This window comes from Paraglaciecola mesophila, assembly GCF_009906955.1.
Lineage (GTDB): Bacteria > Pseudomonadota > Gammaproteobacteria > Enterobacterales > Alteromonadaceae > Paraglaciecola > Paraglaciecola mesophila_A.
Genome location: NZ_CP047656.1, coordinates 1658350 through 1677771 on the forward strand (window position 1 = coordinate 1658350; position 19422 = coordinate 1677771).

The following is a 19422-nucleotide window of genomic DNA, read 5'->3' on the forward strand; positions in this document are numbered from 1 at the left end:
GTCAAAATCAATGAAACACCAGTTCAACATGCTCTTTACCGAACTGCTGCTGTAATTCAAAAAGTAACTGATCCTCAGGGGTAACATACCACTGCGCACCTAAAGCCAATGTCACTTCAGCATCCGGATGTACAACATGGGCTTGTACCGGACAGCTGCCACCTTGATAAGGCGTTAATATTGCTTGCAGTTTAGCGAGTGTTGATGCATTACACCAGCTAGAATCAAACTGCATGCTTAACCATTTTGCGTTCTTTTCCCTCGCCTGAACTATGTCCATGGCATCGCGGGCGCCTATTGTATTGCCCCCAGAAAATTCATCAAAGCTGACCTGTCCACTTACCACCAATATTCGGTCAGATTGCAGTATTTCCTCGTATTGTTCAAACAGATCGGGGAAAAAACGTACATCTATCCTAGCACTTTTATCATCTAATGTGACAATCCCCCAGCGCCGCCCTCTTTTATTAGTCATGACGCGTACGCCGAGTACTAACCCTACCGCGTAGGACACTACGTCTTTGTTAGTCGGTTTAAGATCAATCAAGCGACCAGTACAGTAGTGTTTAATCTCTTGCAGATACTGATTAATTGGATGGCCAGTCAAATAAAGGCCTAACGTGTCTTTTTCACCGTCAAGCCATACTTTCTCTGGCCAAGGTGGCACTTTAACGAAGGCTTGCTCTACTTGCTCAGGCTCAGTGGTTAATAAACCAAACATATCACTTTGCCCATGAGACTCAGCTTTAGCGTGCTGATCAGCCGCCGCGATGGCTTCGGGCAAGGTCGCCATAATTGATGCGCGATGAGGGCCAAGGTTATCTAATGCCCCAGCGTAAACGAGCTTTTCGAGCACACGTTTATTTATACGTTTGGTATCGACTTTGGCACAAAAATCGAACAAGTCAGAGAATTTTTCGTGATTTTCCCGCGCTTCAATGATCGCGGCAATCGGGCCTTCACCCACCCCTTTAATCGCCCCTATGCCATATACGATGCGCCCTTCGCTATCCACTGTAAATTTGTAGCTACCAGCGTTTACATCAGGTGGCAACAAGGTAATGCCCATACGCTGACATTCATCGACCAAGGTGACGATTTTGTCTGTGTTATCCATATCCGCAGACATAACCGCAGCCATAAATTCAGCGGGATAATGGGTTTTTAACCATAACGTTTGATAAGACACCAATGCATAGGCTGCTGAGTGTGATTTGTTAAAACCATAGCCAGCGAATTTTTCTACCAAGTCGAATATCTTAATCGCCAACTCTGGATCAATGTTGTTATTTTTCGCGCCTGTCTCAAACGATTCACGCTGCTTTGCCATCTCTTCGGGTTTCTTTTTACCCATAGCTCGGCGCAGCAAATCCGCGCCGCCTAGGCTGTAACCAGACATTTCCTGCGCAATTTGCATGACCTGCTCTTGGTACAAAATAATACCGTAAGTAGGTTCAAGAATTTCTTTCAAGCATTCATGTTGGTAAGTCGCATCTGGATAGGAAATGGCTTCTCGACCATGTTTACGGTCAATAAAGTTATCAACCATGCCTGATTGCAAAGGGCCAGGTCTAAACAGCGCCACCAATGCAATGATATCTTCGAAACTATCCGGGCGAAGTCGCTTGATCAAATCCTTCATACCGCGAGATTCCAATTGGAATACCGCTGTAGTTTCTGCGCGTTGCAGTAACTTAAACGACTTTTTGTCATCCATTGGAATCGCTAATATATCAATATCAATTCCCTTACCACTGGAAATCATATCAATAGCCCACTGAATAATCGTCAGCGTGCGCAAGCCCAAGAAATCGAATTTAACTAAACCAGCGGTTTCAACATCATTTTTATCAAATTGAGTAACCGGGTTTTTACCCTCATCATCACAATAAAGCGGAGCGAAGTCGGTAATTTTATCTGGGGCAATCACCACACCACCGGCGTGTTTACCTGCGTTACGGGTTACCCCTTCAAGAATGCGCGCCATGTCGATCAGATCTTTCACTTCTTCGTCATAGGCGTAAAGCTCAGGGAGACGAGGCTCTTCTTCAAACGCTTTGGTTAATGTCATCCCTGGCGTAGGTGGAATAAGCTTAGAGATGCGATCAACAAAGCCATAAGGATGACCTAACACACGCCCTACATCGCGCACAACGGCTTTTGCAGCCATAGTACCAAAGGTAATAATTTGCGATACCGCATCACGGCCGTACATTTCGGCAACATGATCGATGACTTCGTCGCGTCTGTCCATACAGAAATCGACGTCAAAATCCGGCATTGAAACCCGTTCTGGGTTCAAAAATCGTTCGAATAGCAAATCGAATTCGAGAGGATCCAAGTCGGTGATCCCCAAGGCATAGGCAACCAATGAACCCGCACCTGATCCTCGGCCAGGGCCAACAGGAATACCGTTATCTTTACTCCATTGAATAAATTCCATCACGATCAAGAAGTAACCAGGAAAGCCCATTTGGTTGATAACCACCAACTCTACTTTTAAACGCTCGTCGTATTCAGGGCGTTTGGCGAGTCGTTCTTCTTCATTTGGAAACAAAAAGGCCAAGCGCTTTTCCAGTCCCTCTTCTGAGACCTTAACTAGAAAATCGGCAATCGACATATCCCCAGTAGGGAAATCCGGCAAAAAGTAAGTGCCCAGTAACACAGATACATTGCATCGCTTAGCAATTTCGACGGTGTTTTCAATCGCCTGAGGTATGTCGGCAAACAACTCGCACATTTCTTCGCTGCTGCGCATATATTGTTGTTCACTGTATAACTTGGGCCGCCGAGGATCGTTCAGTGTGTAACCATCGTGGATCGCGACACGAATTTCATGGGCCTCAAAGTTATCAGGAGAGATAAAGCACACTTCGTTTGTAGCGACAACAGGTAAGTCGTGCTGCCCTGCCCACTCAACAGCTCGGTGAATGTAATCTTCTTCACCGGCGCGTGCTGTACGTGTTAACTCCAAATAGAAACGGTCAGGAAAATGCTGTTGGTAAAATGCAGTGGCTTTTTCGGCTAGCCCCACATTACCTTTGGTTAGGTAAACCCCCAGATCGCCCATGCGACCACCAGAGAGAATAATCACACCTTCACTGTGTTCGGCTAGCCATTGTTGGTCAATCACTGCCTTATCTTGCACACTTCCGCGTAAATAGGCTTTGGAAATGAGCAAGGTAATATTTTTATAGCCTTTGTTATTGGCCGCCAACAGCGTTAGGCGAAAAATATGATCTTCAAGCGCTGACGATTGCACCCAAAAATCGGTTCCTATAATAGGTTTGATGCCATTTGCATGGGCTTGCTCGTAAAACTTCACCAAGCCACACATATTCATCTGGTCAGTCAGCGCAACGGCGGGCATGTTGAGTGATTTTACATGAGAAATGAGTGGTTTAACTTTGTTCAAACCATCCAGCATGGAGTAATCACTGTGAACTCTTAAGTGTACAAATTTACAATCAGACATTTAGTTTCCTGCCAACTGTCCACCGCGTTGCACTAACGATAATTGCACGGGTTTAAAACTCATTCGATACTCAGGTAAAGGGCCAAATTCAGCTAGTTTTTCAAGGTGTGCTTTGGTTGGGTAGCCTTTATGTTGGCCAAACCCGTATTCAGGGTACTTCGCATGCAAGGCACTCATCTCTGCGTCTCTGGTGACTTTGGCGATAATCGAGGCGGCCGATATTTCAGCATATAAGCTATCTCCTTTAACCACAGCTTCACATGCGTAGTCCCACTGTGGACAGCGATTACCATCAACCCGCACAAAGGTAGGTTGAGTTGCTAACCCCTGTACTGCTCTTGTCATAGCGAGCATAGTGGCGTGTAAGATATTCAACTCGTCGATTTCTTGTGGGGACGCTCTACCTAGGCTCACACAGAGCGCATTTTGCATAATGAGATCAAACAAGGCTAAACGTTTCTTCTCGGATATTTTTTTCGAATCGGCTAGCCCAACGATCGGTTTAGCTGGGTCGAGAATAACCGCTGCCGTCACCACATCTCCCACCAAAGGGCCGCGGCCGACTTCATCGACACCTGCTATTAACTGAGTCATCTAGTTACTCTCTTGATTAGGTTCAATCAGTGCCAAGACAGCTCTAGCCGCTTGGGCATCTGCGTCCCGCTTGAGGACCTCATGAAGCTGAGTAAAGCGTGCAACAAGTGCGGTTTTATCTTCTTCACTCTGGGTAAAATAATGTAGTAATTTTTCAGCAATATTTTGCGGGTTGACGTCTTCTTGAAGTAGTTCTGGTACTAACTCTTCGTCAGCAAGAATATTGGGTAATGCGAAGTATTTAGCAATGTATAAGCGCTTCATCATCTGATGCGTTAACCAGCTCATGCGATAAGCAACCACCATAGGGCGCTTACATAACATTGCTTCTAATGTGGCGGTTCCTGATGCCAATAATACTGCATCTGAGGCTGTCATCACCTCTCGGGCATGCCCAATGACCACACGATAATTAATGTTCACCGTGTGTTCTCGCATATAGTCTTCGACTTGGCGTTTTCGCTCTTTATTCACCACCGGAATGAGCACTGATAAATCACTCACGTGTTTGGCTAGCAGTTCTGCACTTTGCATGAATATATCTAGCAGCAAGCTAACTTCACTATGACGACTACCGGGCAGTAACGCGAGCACGCGCTCGTCTGAGCGTACTTTTAGAGCCTTGCGAGCAACCTCTTTGTCAGGGGCTAACGCAATGCTGTCAGCCATAGTATGGCCGACAAACTGACAAGGAATGTTGTGTTTGTCATAAACCTGCTTCTCAAAGGGAAACAAACTCAATACGAGATCCGTTGCTTTAGCAATACTGAACACTCGCTTTTCGCGCCATGCCCAAACTGTTGGACTAACATAGTGTACGGTTTTAATGCCGGCTTTTTTAAGAGGAAGTTCTAGGCGTAAATTAAAATCTGGGGCGTCAACACCGATAAATATATCTGGGGGGTTAGCGATAAAGTGCTGGTATAAACTTTTACGTACAAACAGTAATCTGCGTATACGAGACAACACTTCGACAAGCCCCATAACAGACAGCTCTTCCATATCGAAAATGGTTGTGCAACCTTGAGCTTGCATGCGGGGTCCAGCTATCCCCTCAAACGTTGCATTGGGATATTGCTGTTTGATCTTACTGATTAAACCAGCGGCTAATATATCGCCAGATGTTTCACCGGCGACAATTCCTACTCTAATGTTTTTTTCGCTCATGGCTTAGCGCACAATACCTCGTGAAGAGGTCGCCACAAAGTCCGCCATCAGTTTAACTTCAGGCGTGGTTACTGCCATTTCATTTAGTAACTCTACTGCTTCGTCAGCGCGATGGCCGTTACGGTATAACACTTTATATGCACGACGTAACTGCATGATTACGTCTTTATCAAAACCACGACGTTTCAGACCTTCACTATTAATGCCATGAGGTGAGCTTTTATCCCCACCAATCATGACGTATGGCGGTACATCACGAAGTACAATTGCACCACCTGCCACAAAGCTATGTGAACCGATATGACAAAATTGATGAAATGCAGTCATACCGCCTAAAATCACATGATCGCCAATGTGTACGTGGCCAGCTAATGTGGCATTATTTGCTAAAATACTGTTGTTACCTACGATGCAATCATGGGCAACATGGGCATAGGCCATAAACAAGTTATTCGAGCCGATTTGGGTTAAACCTTTGTCTTGGGTCGTACCACGATGAACGGTCACAGACTCGCGAAAAACGTTGTTATCGCCTACGACAAGACGGGTGGGCTCCCCCGCATACTTCTTGTCTTGGCAATCTTCACCGATTGAGCCAAATTGGAAAAACCGATTGTTTTTCCCAATGACAGTATGGCCTTTAACCACCACATGAGATTCAAGCACAGTTCCTGCGCCAATCTCAACATTATCGTCGATAAGGCAGTAAGGACCAATTTTTACATCCTCGGCGATTACCGCCGATGGATGAATAATAGCTGTAGAATGTATCACGTTATAATTTCCGCATTGCACACATGAATTCGGCCTCACAAACGTCTTTGCCGTCTACGCTGCCAATCCCATGAAATTTCCAGATACCACGGCGCTCTTTGATTAGGCGCACATTCATATCTAAACGGTCACCAGGGACAACAGGTTGCTTAAAGCGCGCTTTGTCGATACCAGCATACAAGTATAAGTCGTCGCTGTTTCCTGCTGTTTTAAACCCTAAAACGCCAGCTGCTTGTGCTAACGCTTCTAAAATTAATACCCCTGGGAAAATAGGTTTACCCGGAAAATGCCCCGTAAAACACGGCTCATTGAAGGTGATATTTTTATAGGCTGTGATCGATTCACCTAAAGTGTAGTCAGTAACGCGATCAAGTAATAAAAATGGGTAACGGTGGGGTAAAAGCTCAAGAATCTCTTCAATTCCAAGCTGATTGATATTATTAACCAACAGGTTATCTCCTCAATAAAGTCACCTAATTGGCGAGGCGACTTATTTTAAATGCGATTTTTCGAGTGTTTTGACACGCTGATTGAGGGTGCTAAGGTTACGCAACGCCACTGCATTTTTTCGCCACTCTCGGTTTTCAATAGCGGGCATTCCGGAAGAGTAAACGCCGGGTTTGTCTATGGCTTTAGTCACCATACTCATTCCCGTAATATAAACGTTATCACAAATTTCCATATGTCCGTTAATTGCCACCATGCCACCAATCGTACAATTGCGGCCAATAGTAACACTTCCGGCGACAACTGTGCATCCAGCGATAGCAGTGTTCTCACCAATAATCACATTGTGCGCCACTTGGCATTGATTATCGATAATGACACCATCACCTATTATGGTGTCATCAAGTGCACCTCGGTCTATCGTACTACTGGCACCTACCTCGACACGGTCTCCTAAGATAACCGTACCCAATTGCGGTATTTTAACCCAACGGCCTTTGTCATTTGCATAACCGAAGCCATCAGCACCAATAACAGTAGCAGACTGAATCAAACAATCTTGCCCTAGTACAACGCGATGATACAGAGTGACATTTGCCCACAGCTTAGTATTGGCGCCAACACTTACGTCTTTACCAATAAAACAGCCTGGGCCAATTTGTACGTTATCTGCTAGCTTAACACCCGATTCAATAACGGCATGCGCGCCAATACTAACGTTATTACCCAATTCAACATCGTCAGCAATCACTGCTAAAGGTGATATGCCATCGGCCGAACGAGGAGTAGAGTCAAGTAATTGTGCTGCGAGTGCAAACCCAACATAGGGATTGTCCATCACTAATGCTGAGCACTGACAATGCGATAAATCTTCGGATTTTAAAATAACGGCCGTAGCGGCCGTTTTTTCAAGCTGGCTACGATACCGACTATTCGACAAAAATGAAATCTGACCATTGGCCGCAGATGCCAAAGTAGATAGTGAATGAATTTTTGTATCAGCACTATCGTTTTGCGCTAAATGTAACGTGGCACCAATTTTATCAGCTAATTGCTGCAAGCTAACTATTTGCTTCAAAGCCAGACCTTTTTATCGATTTTATCTACAGTCCTAGTGGACTTACTTAACTTTACTAACCTGCTCTAATACTTTCTTAGAGATATCGTCTTCTGGGTTAATAAATGCAACAGCATTAGCGTTTAAAATAACGTCATACTTTTCTTTTGCTGCAACAACATCAATTGACTGCTTAATGAAACCTAGCAATTTATTTTGCTCTTCTTTCAAACGGCCTTGCACTTCTTGTTGAAGAGGCTGCGCTTTGGCCGCGTACTCTTCACGAAGAGCATTAATTTTGCCTTCAAGTTCAGTTTTCTCTTTGCTGCTCATAGTCGCAGCATCACGTTGATTTTTCTCAATGTAATATTTGATGTCTTTTTCTAAGCGACTTACTTCTTCAGTTTGGTCTTTAAACTCCGCTGCTAAGTCCTGCTGAATTGTGGCAGCTTGGGGCATAGATTGGAAAATACCTTGCACGTTAACTGCACCAATTTTCTGTTCTGCCAAAGCTGCACTACTGAATGCTGCTGCGCTAATTAACGCCCCTGCTACAAGACTTTTCGTAAATGTTTTCAAAAGATACTCCTGATTTTTAATCGTTATTTTTCTCAGCACTAAACAATACTGGATTTAGAATGTTTGACCAATGTTAAAAGAGAAAAACTTCGTGTCATCCCCTTCTCTTGATTCAATCGCTTTAGAGAAGCTGAATACCATAGGTCCCATAGGTGACAACCATTGTACAGAAAGACCACCTGAAGCTCTATACAACTTATAATCACTGTAATCTTCCAGCGGATCATTATTAAATTGTTGATTAAGGGTTAGATCTTTGTACCTGTCATACCTAAATTCAGTATCCCAAACGTTACCTACGTCAATAAATAAGCTTGTGCGTACTGAGTTATCGAAGTCAGCTTCCACAAACGGTGTAGGTACAATAAGCTCCACTCCCCCTAAGATCATGGCGTTACCACCCAATGAGCGAGATGAAATGGTTACCGTATCATTTTCTGGGCTTCCGTAAATAATATTGCCGTCGATGTCACGAATAGCCGAAGGCGTCAATTGCACACCACGAGGGCCGACTGTATTATTTTCAAAACCTCGTAATGAATCATTACCACCTGCACCGAAGTTTTGGTTAAACGGTAAGATCTGGTCCACTCCATTGGCAGTACCATAACCGTTACCATAACCTAACTTCAAGCGAGCCAAGAACGACCAGCGTTGATTACGTGATAACGGAAAATAAAATTTAGTATCAACTTCAGTTTTGAAATAGTTCACATCCGAGTTTGGCGTTGTGATACTAAAAGACGCGCGTTGCGATGAACCAGCAGTCGGAAAGACACCACGGTTCAACGTAGAACGTATCCAAGCAACTGACGCTAAGAAACTATCATATTTGATAGAGTCATCAGGGTTGTTTTCATCAACAAACTGATTATAAAAGCGCGTTGTTTGCTCATAAGACGTACTTTGGAACAACTCTACATTACTATAAGTTAAACCAAAGTTGATGCGATTAAACTCATCAATTGGGTAACCTACGTTAGCCCCCACGGAATACTGCTTAGAGTTATATTGAATGAAACCTGCGCTTTCACCATCAAACTCACTGTAGCCAACTGAGCCACCTAAGCTAATACCATCAATAGTGAAGTAAGGGTCGGTATAGGAAACTTGGGCACTTTTTTGATACGAGGTGGTACTTAAATTAAGTGCGATTCGCTTACCTGTCCCGAGAAAGTTATCTTGCTGAATACCCGCTTGCAGGCTCAATTTGGTTCTATCACCATACCCGATACCGGCATTAAACGAGCCCGAGGCTTGTTCTTTAACACTGAAATTAACGTCTACTTTGTCGTCTTCACCAGGTAAACGGACTGTTTCGAAATCAACTGATTCCATATAAGTCAAACGAGAAAGCGCATTCTTAGAAGATTCAAGCGTTGCATTTGATAACCACGCCCCTTCCATCTGGGTAACAGACTGACGTAACACTTCATCAGCGGTACCAATATTCCCTTCGAAATTAATGCGTCTTACATAAATACGCTTACCTGGGTCAACCGACAAGGTTAACTTAACGGTTTTGTCTTCTTCGTTAATATCAGGAATTGTAGTGACGCTAGGGTAAGCATAGCCAAATCGACCAAAATACTTGCTTATAAACTCTTCTGTGTAGGTCACTTCTGCTTGGTTATATAACTCACCAGGTGTAATCGGCAAAACCAATTTTAGGTACTCTTCATGACCTAATAGCTCGCCCACTAATTCTACTTCGGAGACTTTATACTGCTCACCTTCATTGATATTTAAGGTGACGTAAATACCTGACTTTTCGGGAGTCATTGAAACCTGAGTGGAATCAATATCGAATTTTAAATATCCGCGGTCTTTATAATAGCTGGTGACCGTTTCCATATCGCCGGTTAACGTTTGTTTCTGATACCGTGTTTCTGACAAGAAATCCCACCAAGGCGCATCGAACTTTAATTCCATTTGCTCAAATAGGGTAGCGTCATCGAAAATGGTATTACCGACGATGTTGATTTGTTCAATTTTAGCAGCGTCGCCCTCTTCAAAAAGCAGTTTTAGATCAACACGGTTTCTCGGCAATGGTGTGATGATAGCACTCACATCAGCATTATATTTACCGATACTGTAGTAGAAATCTTTTAGGCCATTTTCGATAGAGGTCAACACGGTTTTATCCAGTGGTTCACCCAAGCGAATATTACTGCCGTCTAAACTTTCTTGAAGCTGCTCATCTTTGATGTCGTCATTGCCTTCAAGAATAATGTTACTAATGGTTGGACGCTCTTTTACTTTCACCACCAACACATCACCATCGCGCAATACTTCAATACTCTCGAAGTGTGTCGATGCATAAAGGGAGCGAATGGCTTGTGCAATACGGAAGCTGTTCATTTCGTCGCCGACTTTGACCGGCAAGTAGGTTAATGCCGCTCCGAGGGCCACACGTTGGAGACCTTCAATTTTAATATCAGAGACGACAAATTCACTTTCTTGGGCCGACTTTGCCATACCGGCAACGGATAACATCAATCCTGCAGCAACTAACTGTTTAAACTTCATTTATTAACATTCTTCCTAAGCGCACATATGTTTGTGCTTTTGACCAAACTGGCCGATAAAAATTATAAACGCGTAATGTCGTTAATAATGGCGATACTCATAAACAGGAGTAACAAAACACCACCTATTTTAAAACCAATCTCTTGTACAGAGTCCGGCACAGGTCGACCGCGTAAAAGCTCTATAAAATAATAGAGTAAATGGCCGCCATCAAGCACCGGAATGGGTAAAAGGTTAATAATCCCCAAATTGACGCTAATTAACGCTAAAAAGCTCAGAAAATATACTATTCCTGAGCTCGCACTCATCCCAGCACCCTGGGCAATGGAAATCGGTCCACTGAGGTTTTTAACTGATACATCACCGGTAATTAGCTTTCCTAGCATCTCGACACTCAACGTCATCAGCCGCCAAGTTTTGTCGCTAGCTTGAACGACAGCGTCGAACAAACCGTACTGGTGCGTAAATAAAACCCCTTTCGGCCATGGCGCTAGCGTTGGGCTTACCCCTAGATACCCAATTTCATTTTCACCGTCTTGGCGGGAGCCTAACATGCCGTTTAAGGTAACAACACGTTCATCTCGCAACACCTCGATAGCAATATCTGCATTGGGACGCTTTGCAACATAGCTCACTATTTGTTCCCAATTTTGCATGGGAGTTCCATCTACTTGCCGAATTTTATCTCCAACCTGTAATCCTAGCTGCTGCGCTGCAGAGTTTTCGGCCACCAAACCAACGACACTCAGGATCTCAGGACGATATACAGAGAGCCCTAAACTATCAATTGCAGAGTCTTCATCCGGATTAAACTGCCAAGTGCTTAAATTTAACACTTTAGTTTGTTCAACTGGGCTATTTGGCAATGTAACAGTAAGCGGCAGCGTATCATTACCAATATATGAGATAAGCTCAAGGTTAACCGCTTGCCAATCAATGGTCTCTCGCTCTCCTACCCGTTTGATAATCGAGCCTTGCATCAAACCTGCTTCACTTGCGATGCTGTTGGGCTTTATATCACCTAACATAGGTTTAATGGTTTGTACGCCAATCAAATACATAACGAATAAAGCGAAGATGGCAAAAATAAAATTAGTCAAAGGACCGGCTGCAATAATCGCGATCCGTTTAAGCACATGCTGACGGTTAAATGCATGGGGCAAGTCTTCTTCGGCGACCTCATCAACGCGCTCATCAAGCATTTTGACGTACCCACCTAATGGAATAGCGGCAATAACGTACTCAGTGCCCAACTTATCGGTACGTCGCCAAAGCGCTTTGCCAAAACCGACAGAAAAACGCTCTACCTTAACGCCGCAGCGTCTGGCAACCCAAAAATGGCCCCACTCATGTACCGCGACTAAAATACCCAGCGCGATAACAAACGACGCTAAACTCCATAAAAAGTCCAACATCAACTTGCCTCTCGTGAATAAGATGAAACGATCTGCTGCGCTTGGCTACGACATTCATGATCCCAAGCAACGACCGCTTCAATATCATTCAATTGACAGCCTGCCATTTGAGCGAGACATTCTTGATTGACTTGGGAAATTTGAGTGAAACCAATTTGACCATCTAAGAATGCCGCCACGGCCACTTCATTGGCCGCATTCAATGCCGTAGTAGCATATTGCCCCGCATTTGAGGCCTCAATGGCTAAATATAAATTGGGGTAGCGCGCTGGCTCAGGCTCGCCGAAACTAAACTGGCCAATGGTTTGAAAATCAAGAGGTTTCACACCAGAATCGATTCGCTTGGGAAACGCAAGGCCATGAGCAATGGGCGTTCGCATATCCGGATTTCCCATCTGGGCCAATACCGAACCGTCACAGTACTGTACCATGGAATGGATAATGCTTTGCGGATGCAATACCACTTTGATATCACTGCTTTGCAGACCAAATAACCAACGGGCTTCGATAAACTCTAAGCCTTTGTTCATCATGGTGGCAGAGTCAACCGATATTTTGCGTCCCATATCCCAATTAGGATGAGCACAGGCTTCAGCAGGCGTCATATCACTCAATTTGTTTAACGGCGTTTCACGAAACGGTCCGCCGGAACCGGTCAATAAAATACTGCTAATGCCACTCGCACTTAAATCGCCGTACTGAAAATCGCTAGGTAAACATTGAAATATTGCATTATGTTCACTATCGATAGGCAAAATCGATGCGCTATGCTCTTTCGCCGCGTGAATAAACAACTCACCGGACATCACTAAGGATTCTTTGTTGGCTAGTAATACTTTTTTACCCGCTTTAACCGCGGCAATGGTAGGCAATAAACCGGCGCCACCAACAATAGCAGCCATGACCACATCAACCTCGTCAGCACTGGCAACATCAGCTAATGCTTGTGCACCCGACAGAAGTTCTGTTTTTATTCCGCTGGTAAGTAGAGCTTGTTTGGCTTCGTGATAATTAGCGTCATCAGATAACACGAGATATTTAGGCTGGCATAATCTTGCTTGCTCAATGAGCTTGTCTATCTGACTATGAGCAGTTAATGCAAAAACACGGTATTCGCTGGGATGACGCAACACGACATCAAGCGTACTTTGGCCGATTGAGCCTGTTGCTCCTAATATACAAATATTTTGCATCAGGCCATCCAAGATACGTAACAAAAGGCAAACACAGGAAAGGCTGCCGTTAAGCTGTCTATGCGGTCCAAAATCCCACCATGCCCAGGTAGTATATTGCCGCTATCTTTAATACCAGCACAGCGCTTGAGCATGCTTTCATTCAAATCACCTAATGCTGATACCGCAACGGTTAAACCGCCTATGAGTATGTTTATCCAGATACGGCTGGGATCCACTGCGTAATGAAGCGCTGCGAATGCGATAATTAATGACGATGCGCCTACGCCTCCCATTAAACCTTCAAAGGTTTTGCCTGGAGACACTCTAGGGCGTAATTTCGTGCGGCCAAATTTCACTCCGACGAAAAACGCACCGATATCCGCAGCCCATACGATACCAAGTACGTAAAAGATAAGAGAGGCACCGTAAAAACTATCAACATCGTACAAACTAGTCCGTAACGATACTATCGCAACCCAAGTAGGAATTAGAGTAAGTAAACCAAAAACACCTTGAATGCCTCGGCGCGAGCGCCAAAATGAGCTAAAACGAGGATAAGCAATAATCATTAAGAGCGAGATAAACCACCACAAGGCAGCTATGCCCAATATGTAATGATAGAGACTATTTAATTGCCCTTGGTACCATATATTTTCAACATCAATCGCAAAGGTAAAGTAGCTACAAATTGCCACGACAATAAACGTATAAACGGCTTTAGTTTGGCGGGTAACAAAGCCAGACATATTAGCCCATTCCCATGCCCCCAGCCCAAGCACACCAATCATGGCAATTTCGAAACCAAGCATAGGTAAAAATAAAATAGAACACAGTACCAATGGTGCTAACACTAGCGCTGTTAATATACGTTCTCTCAACATAGTGAGCCCTCAGAAACGGAAGTGGGGATAACAACAAGCAAAACAGGCATTAACTGACCTGTTCGCCCGTCATCCCGTAGCGACGTTGCCTATCCGAAAAGTTATCGATGGCAAGTTGAAATGCATCTTCGTTGAAATCCGGCCAATAAGTATCGGTAAAATACAATTCTGCATAGGCTACTTGCCACAACAAAAAGTTACTAATACGTGTTTCACCACCGGTACGAATGAGTAGGTCAAGTTCTGGTAAATCTGAACAACATATATATTGATTAAGCATAGCTTCATCTATTTGTTCACTTTCGAGTGAACCTTCTTTTACCTGCTCAGCTAACGCTTTGGTCGCGTTGAGAATATCCCAACGTCCACCGTAATTTGCAGCAATGTTAAGGATAAGGCCATCATTGTTTGCGGTTAACGTCTCAGCGTCCTTGATCTGTTCAATCAATTTTTTATCAAAACGACTGGTATCACCTATCACACGAAGTTTAACGTTATTTTTGTGCAGTTTTTTAACTTCACTGCTCAAAACCATTTTAAACAACTCCATCAGAACACCCACTTCTTCTTGAGGGCGATTCCAATTTTCACTACTAAAAGCGAATAAGGTTAATACTTTAATATTGTTTTTAAGAGAGAAAGACACAGAAGCACGAACACCTTTGACACCCGCACGGTGACCAAATGTCCTAATTTTGCCTTTCTTTTTGGCCCAGCGACCGTTGCCATCCATAATGATAGCAACGTGCTGAGGTACGAGTTTACTGGTCGATTGTGATTCTGAATTCATTTATCAGGCAACCACTATACTTCCATTAACTCTGTTTCTTTTGCAGCCAAGATTTCATCGATTTGTTTTACGAATTCATCGGTCAGCTTTTGAATAGCGTCTTCGCCGCGATGGGCATCATCTTCGCTGATCTCTTTTTCTTTCAGTAGCTCTTTAATATCACCGTTAGCGTCGCGACGAATGTTACGAACCGCAACGCGTCCGCCTTCAGCTTCGTTGCGTACTACGCGGATCAAATCTTTTCGGCGCTCTTCAGTCAAAGCAGGCATGGGAATACGAATTACCGTACCCGCACTCATTGGGTTTAACCCCAAATCTGATTGCATAATGGCTTTTTCTACGGCTTGCGCGGCGCTTTTATCAAATACTGTTAACGCTAACGTACGCGAATCTTCAGCAATCACGTTTGCCAATTGCTTTAATGGTGTAGGCGCGCCGTAGTAAGGCACCATAATGCTGTCTAGCAAGCTTGGATGCGCACGGCCAGTACGAATTTTGGTAAATTGACCACGCAACGCAACAACGCTTTTTTCCATGCGCTGACGCGCGTCTACATTGATTTCATCAATCATAAAATGTCTTCCTAATTAGTTATCTTGTTTTTCTGGATGGCAAATTACGGTACCAACATCTTCACCAAGCACCACTGCACGTAGGCAGCCAGGCGTATTCATATTAAAAACACGAATAGGGATATTATGATCCCGCGCTAAGGTAAATGCTGCGAGATCCATCACTTTTAATTCTTTGTCCAACACTTCAGAGTAAGACAGCTTCTTATACAAAACAGCATCTGGGTTTTTCGCTGGATCAGAATCAAACACACCGTCGACTTTAGTGCCCTTAAGCACAGCGTCGGCCTCAATTTCAATACCGCGTAAACACGCAGCCGAATCGGTTGTAAAAAACGGATTTCCCGTTCCCGCAGCGAAGATAACTACGCGACCAGACTTCAACAAACTAATTGCTTCTGCCCAGTTGTAAGCATCACATACGCCATTAAGAGGAATGGCTGACATTAAACGGGCATTTACAAATGCACGATGCAGTGCATCGCGCATGGCCAAACCGTTCATTACCGTCGCCAGCATACCCATGTGATCGCCAACAACGCGATTCATGCCTGCTTTAGCTAAACCTTCACCACGGAATAGGTTACCGCCGCCTATCACTAAGCCAACTTCAATACCCAGTTCAACCAATTCTTTTATCTCTTGAGCCATACGCTCAAGAACTTTTGGATCAATACCAAAGCCTTCTTCGCCCATTAAGGCTTCGCCACTTAGCTTTAGTAAAATTCTACGATAGGCATGTTTTGGTGTTGTACTCATCGGCAGGCTGTTCCTTATTTAACGAATAATGGGGGTCAATAACACTCGGTATAACGTTGTACATATTGGCATACAGGCATTCTCTAAGTCACTCTTACGCACTCGTTGTTTAACGCAAGGCGCTAAACTTAGGCTCTAAAGGCTCAGATGTACTGAATTTCACAGTATGTGCCGTTATACAGCTTGGTCCACATATAAAAAGGCACCTCTAAATTGAGGTGCCCATAGTTTATATGACATTAGCTTTACGCAAAAGCAAATGGCGCAATTATTTCTTAGCAGCGGCCATTTGTGCAGCTACTTCAGCAGCAAAGTCTTCTTCTTTCTTCTCAATACCTTCACCTACTTCGAAACGTACGAAGTTGATTACGTCGGCATTTTTTGCTTTAAGCAATTGCGCAACTGAAGTAGAAGGATCTTTGATGAAAGCTTGGCCAGTAAGGCTCACTTCAGAAGTGAACTTGTTCATACGACCTGAAACCATCTTCTCAGCGATGTCAGCAGGCTTGCCTGACTGCATTGCGATATCAAGTTGAATTTCTTTTTCTTTAGCAACAACTTCTGCAGGAACGTCAGTCGGTTTAACGAACTGAGGGTTTGCTGCAGCTACGTGCATAGCGATATCTTTAGCTAGCTCTTCGTCGCCACCTTGAAGGATAGCGATAACGCCGATACGGCCGCCATGAACGTAAGCACCAAGGTTATCCCCTTCAACAGAGATAACACGGCGTGGAGAAATGTTTTCGCCGATTTTCGCAACCAAAGTGTCACGTGCTTCACTGACTTTAACGCCATCAACCGTTGCATCATTTAGTGCATCGATATCGTTAATTTTGTTTGCAGAAGCCACTTCGATTAGTTTGCTACCGAATGCAATGAAGCCTTCGTCACGAGCAACGAAGTCAGTTTCACTGTTTAATTCGATCATTGTTGCTACGCCGTTAGCAACTTTTGTCAAGATAACGCCTTCAGCGGCGATACGGCCTGCTTTTTTAGCCGCTTTAGCTTGACCGTTTTTACGCATGTTTTCGATTGCAAGCTCGATATCACCATTCGCTTCAACCAGTGCGTTTTTACAATCTAACATACCTGCAGCGGTACGCTCGCGTAATTCTTTAACTAGGGCTGCTGTCACTGCCATTGTCGTTTCCTCAGCAATATAATGTACTAAAATTAGGATTAAAAAACAGGGGCATCAGCCCCTGTTAAATTTTCATGTCATGCACATTTGTGCATCAACAGACTGACTCAATAGGTAGATTAAAGTAGCTGATTACTCAGCCGCTTCAACGAACTCACCTTCTTCAGCCTGTACTTCAATGTTCTTCTCACGACCTTCAATAACGGCGTCAGCAGCTGAGTTCAAGTAAAGTTGAACTGCGCGGATCGCATCATCATTACCAGGAATGATGTAATCAACACCATCTGGGTTTGAGTTTGTGTCGACGATAGAAACAACTGGAATACCAAGGTTACGCGCTTCGGTAATCGCAATGTGCTCGTGATCAGCATCAACAACGAAAAGACAATCAGGAAGACCGCCCATGTTTTTGATCCCGCCCAAGCTGTTTTCTAGCTTAGCCATTTCGCGTTGCAACATAAGCACTTCTTTCTTAGTGATTTTGTCGAACGTACCGTCTTGGCTTTGAAGCTCTAGATCTTTCAAGCGCTTGATTGATTGACGAACAGTTTTCCAGTTAGTCAACATACCGCCTAACCAACGCTTGTTTACGTAGAATTGGTCACATTTGATTGCTGCTTCACGAACAGAATCACTTGCCGCACGCTTAGTACCAACAAAAAGGATTTTACCTTTCTTAGAAGCAACGCTGCTGATGTAGTTCAACGCATTGTTGAATAACGGAACCGTTTTTTCTAAGTTAATGATGTGAACTTTGTTACGAGCACCAAAGATGAAAGGTTTCATTTTTGGGTTCCAGTAACGAGTTTGGTGACCGAAGTGAACGCCTGCTTGAAGCATATCGCGCATTGATACATTTGCCATTATATTAGTTTCCTTAATATGGGGTTAGGCCTCCATACATCCCAGGTCTCGATCTGTGCAGACGAATCTTGCACAAACACCCCGAAAACTGTGTCGATGTATGTGTGTTATTAAATATAAGTTAGTCGCTTTAAATAACTGTTTTATAACAACCTCGGAAGAACTTATCATAGAACACTTGTTTCAGCGGGGCGCTTTATATCACGACAACAGGGGAAGTTCAAGTTTACGTTTAGATGCTATACACCAGCGCCTTGAAAAGTTAAGATACCAACACATTTATGAACCCCCGAAAATTAGGACATTGCTTTGCCAGCTACGATTAAAACCGCACAAGAAATTGAAAAAATGCGAGTTGCCGGGCGACTTGCCGCCGATGTATTACAAATGATCGGTCCCCATGTCAAAAAAGGCGTGACCACAGATGAACTCAATCAGCTTTGTCACGATTATATTGTTAATGAACAACACGCCATCCCTGCCCCATTGAATTACGGGAACCCGCCGTTTCCTAAGTCTATTTGCACGTCGGTTAACCATGTGATTTGCCATGGTATTCCTGCAGACAAAAAATTAAAGGAAGGCGATAGTGTTAATATCGATGTCACTGTAATCAAAGACGGCTACCACGGTGATACATCAAAAATGTTTGTGGTAGGCAAGCCAAGTATTCTAACCGAACGTCTAATTCGTGTTACCCAAGAAGCGCTTTACATTGGTATTAAAATGGTAAAGCCGGGTATGCGTTTAGGTGATATAGGTCATGCAATTCAACAACACGCCGAAGGGCATAACTATTCAATCGTTCGCGAATATTGTGGTCACGGTATCGGCGCTAACTTCCATGAAGAACCCCAAGTTGTGCATTATGGCCGCCCCAACACAGGTGAAGTGTTAGAAGCAGGCATGTGTTTTACCATCGAACCCATGGTCAACGCAGGTAAACGCTACTCAAAAGTACTGCCTGATAATTGGACCGTTGTTACCAAAGACCGCAGTCTAAGTGCCCAGTGGGAACACACTTTATTGGTGACTGAAACAGGGGTTGAAATTCTTACCCTAAGAGACGACGAAGACATCGAACGGGTCATTAATCACTAGGTTTCATCCGTAAAACTCTATCTAAGCTTATGATAAATAATTAATTCTTACCTGAATTAGTTATTTGTCATAGGGCTTCAAATAACGCAGTCTTAAGAGCGT

At 43.9% G+C, this 19422-nt stretch carries 17 protein-coding genes; 1 reads left to right on the forward strand and 16 read right to left on the reverse strand.

Translation table 11 applies throughout. The features are described from left to right. Positions 1 to 7: 7 nt before the first annotated feature. The 16 genes from dnaE to rpsB all read right to left on the reverse strand — a co-directional run bounded on the left by dnaE (position 8) and on the right by rpsB (position 18219). On the reverse strand, positions 8 to 3475 hold the full coding sequence (gene dnaE / locus FX988_RS07110) for a DNA polymerase III subunit alpha (protein ID WP_160178978.1): 3468 nt from the start codon (positions 3473 to 3475) through the stop codon (positions 8 to 10). Beyond that, on the reverse strand, positions 3476 to 4069 hold the full coding sequence (gene rnhB, locus FX988_RS07115; protein ID WP_160178979.1) for a ribonuclease HII: 594 nt from the start codon (positions 4067 to 4069) through the stop codon (positions 3476 to 3478). Next, entirely contained in the window at positions 4070 to 5236 is a 1167-nt protein-coding gene (gene lpxB, locus FX988_RS07120) for a lipid-A-disaccharide synthase (protein WP_160178980.1), read from the reverse strand. A gap of 3 nt (positions 5237 to 5239) precedes the next feature. Continuing rightward, entirely contained in the window at positions 5240 to 6010 is a 771-nt protein-coding gene (lpxA, locus tag FX988_RS07125; protein WP_160178981.1) for an acyl-ACP--UDP-N-acetylglucosamine O-acyltransferase, read from the reverse strand. Position 6011: 1 nt separating this feature from the next. Continuing rightward, the gene (gene fabZ / locus FX988_RS07130; protein WP_160178982.1) at positions 6012 to 6458 is read right to left on the reverse strand and encodes a 3-hydroxyacyl-ACP dehydratase FabZ; all 447 of its coding nucleotides are present in this window, start codon (positions 6456 to 6458) and stop codon (positions 6012 to 6014) included. Between the two features lie 42 nt (positions 6459 to 6500). Then, entirely contained in the window at positions 6501 to 7535 is a 1035-nt protein-coding gene (gene lpxD / locus FX988_RS07135) for a UDP-3-O-(3-hydroxymyristoyl)glucosamine N-acyltransferase (RefSeq protein ID WP_160178983.1), read from the reverse strand. A gap of 42 nt (positions 7536 to 7577) precedes the next feature. Further along, the gene (locus FX988_RS07140) at positions 7578 to 8093 is read right to left on the reverse strand and encodes an OmpH family outer membrane protein (protein WP_160178984.1); all 516 of its coding nucleotides are present in this window, start codon (positions 8091 to 8093) and stop codon (positions 7578 to 7580) included. 54 nt (positions 8094 to 8147) lie between these two features. Further along, a complete protein-coding gene (gene bamA / locus FX988_RS07145) occupies positions 8148 to 10622 on the reverse strand; it encodes an outer membrane protein assembly factor BamA (RefSeq protein WP_160178985.1) in 2475 nt (824 codons plus the stop codon). A gap of 62 nt (positions 10623 to 10684) precedes the next feature. Next, a complete protein-coding gene (rseP, locus tag FX988_RS07150; protein WP_160178986.1) occupies positions 10685 to 12037 on the reverse strand; it encodes a sigma E protease regulator RseP in 1353 nt (450 codons plus the stop codon). Beyond that, positions 12037 to 13230, reverse strand: a complete 1194-nt coding sequence (ispC, locus tag FX988_RS07155) for a 1-deoxy-D-xylulose-5-phosphate reductoisomerase (RefSeq protein ID WP_160178987.1) — start codon at positions 13228 to 13230, stop codon at positions 12037 to 12039. The genes rseP and ispC overlap by 1 nt, the downstream gene beginning before the upstream one ends. Continuing rightward, positions 13230 to 14093, reverse strand: a complete 864-nt coding sequence (locus FX988_RS07160; protein WP_160178988.1) for a phosphatidate cytidylyltransferase — start codon at positions 14091 to 14093, stop codon at positions 13230 to 13232. The genes ispC and FX988_RS07160 overlap by 1 nt, the downstream gene beginning before the upstream one ends. 49 nt (positions 14094 to 14142) lie before the next feature. Continuing rightward, a complete protein-coding gene (uppS, locus tag FX988_RS07165; RefSeq protein WP_160178989.1) occupies positions 14143 to 14883 on the reverse strand; it encodes a polyprenyl diphosphate synthase in 741 nt (246 codons plus the stop codon). Between the two features lie 14 nt (positions 14884 to 14897). Then, on the reverse strand, positions 14898 to 15455 hold the full coding sequence (gene frr / locus FX988_RS07170) for a ribosome recycling factor (protein WP_007988946.1): 558 nt from the start codon (positions 15453 to 15455) through the stop codon (positions 14898 to 14900). Between the two features lie 15 nt (positions 15456 to 15470). Then, positions 15471 to 16214, reverse strand: coding sequence for a UMP kinase (pyrH, locus tag FX988_RS07175; RefSeq protein ID WP_007988949.1), 744 nt, complete (start codon positions 16212 to 16214; stop codon positions 15471 to 15473). 268 nt (positions 16215 to 16482) lie between these two features. Beyond that, complete coding sequence (gene tsf / locus FX988_RS07180) at positions 16483 to 17355, reverse strand: translation elongation factor Ts (RefSeq protein WP_160178990.1); 873 nt, start codon at positions 17353 to 17355, stop codon at positions 16483 to 16485. A 132-nt stretch (positions 17356 to 17487) separates the two neighbouring features. Beyond that, the gene (rpsB, locus tag FX988_RS07185) at positions 17488 to 18219 is read right to left on the reverse strand and encodes a 30S ribosomal protein S2 (protein ID WP_160178991.1); all 732 of its coding nucleotides are present in this window, start codon (positions 18217 to 18219) and stop codon (positions 17488 to 17490) included. 309 nt (positions 18220 to 18528) lie between these two features. On the opposite strand from rpsB, the gene map reads away from it, so the two are divergent. Continuing rightward, on the forward strand, positions 18529 to 19320 hold the full coding sequence (gene map, locus FX988_RS07190; protein ID WP_160178992.1) for a type I methionyl aminopeptidase: 792 nt from the start codon (positions 18529 to 18531) through the stop codon (positions 19318 to 19320). Positions 19321 to 19422 lie beyond the last annotated feature (102 nt).

Excerpts from the sequence above, each read along its gene's own strand:
- ispC (WP_160178987.1), bottom strand. The coding sequence starts at position 13,230 with ATGCAAAATATTTGTATATTAGGAGCAACAGGCTCAATCGGCCAAAGT.
- lpxB (WP_160178980.1), bottom strand. The coding sequence starts at position 5,236 with ATGAGCGAAAAAAACATTAGAGTAGGAATTGTCGCCGGTGAAACATCT.
- FX988_RS07160 (WP_160178988.1), bottom strand. The coding sequence starts at position 14,093 with ATGTTGAGAGAACGTATATTAACAGCGCTAGTGTTAGCACCATTGGTA.
- uppS (WP_160178989.1), bottom strand. The coding sequence starts at position 14,883 with ATGAATTCAGAATCACAATCGACCAGTAAACTCGTACCTCAGCACGTT.
- tsf (WP_160178990.1), bottom strand. The coding sequence starts at position 17,355 with ATGGCAGTGACAGCAGCCCTAGTTAAAGAATTACGCGAGCGTACCGCT.
- dnaE (WP_160178978.1), bottom strand. The coding sequence starts at position 3,475 with ATGTCTGATTGTAAATTTGTACACTTAAGAGTTCACAGTGATTACTCC.
- rnhB (WP_160178979.1), bottom strand. The coding sequence starts at position 4,069 with ATGACTCAGTTAATAGCAGGTGTCGATGAAGTCGGCCGCGGCCCTTTG.
- rpsB (WP_160178991.1), bottom strand. The coding sequence starts at position 18,219 with ATGGCAAATGTATCAATGCGCGATATGCTTCAAGCAGGCGTTCACTTC.
- frr (WP_007988946.1), bottom strand. The coding sequence starts at position 15,455 with ATGATTGATGAAATCAATGTAGACGCGCGTCAGCGCATGGAAAAAAGC.
- pyrH (WP_007988949.1), bottom strand. The coding sequence starts at position 16,214 with ATGAGTACAACACCAAAACATGCCTATCGTAGAATTTTACTAAAGCTA.
- rseP (WP_160178986.1), bottom strand. The coding sequence starts at position 12,037 with ATGTTGGACTTTTTATGGAGTTTAGCGTCGTTTGTTATCGCGCTGGGT.
- bamA (WP_160178985.1), bottom strand. The coding sequence starts at position 10,622 with ATGAAGTTTAAACAGTTAGTTGCTGCAGGATTGATGTTATCCGTTGCC.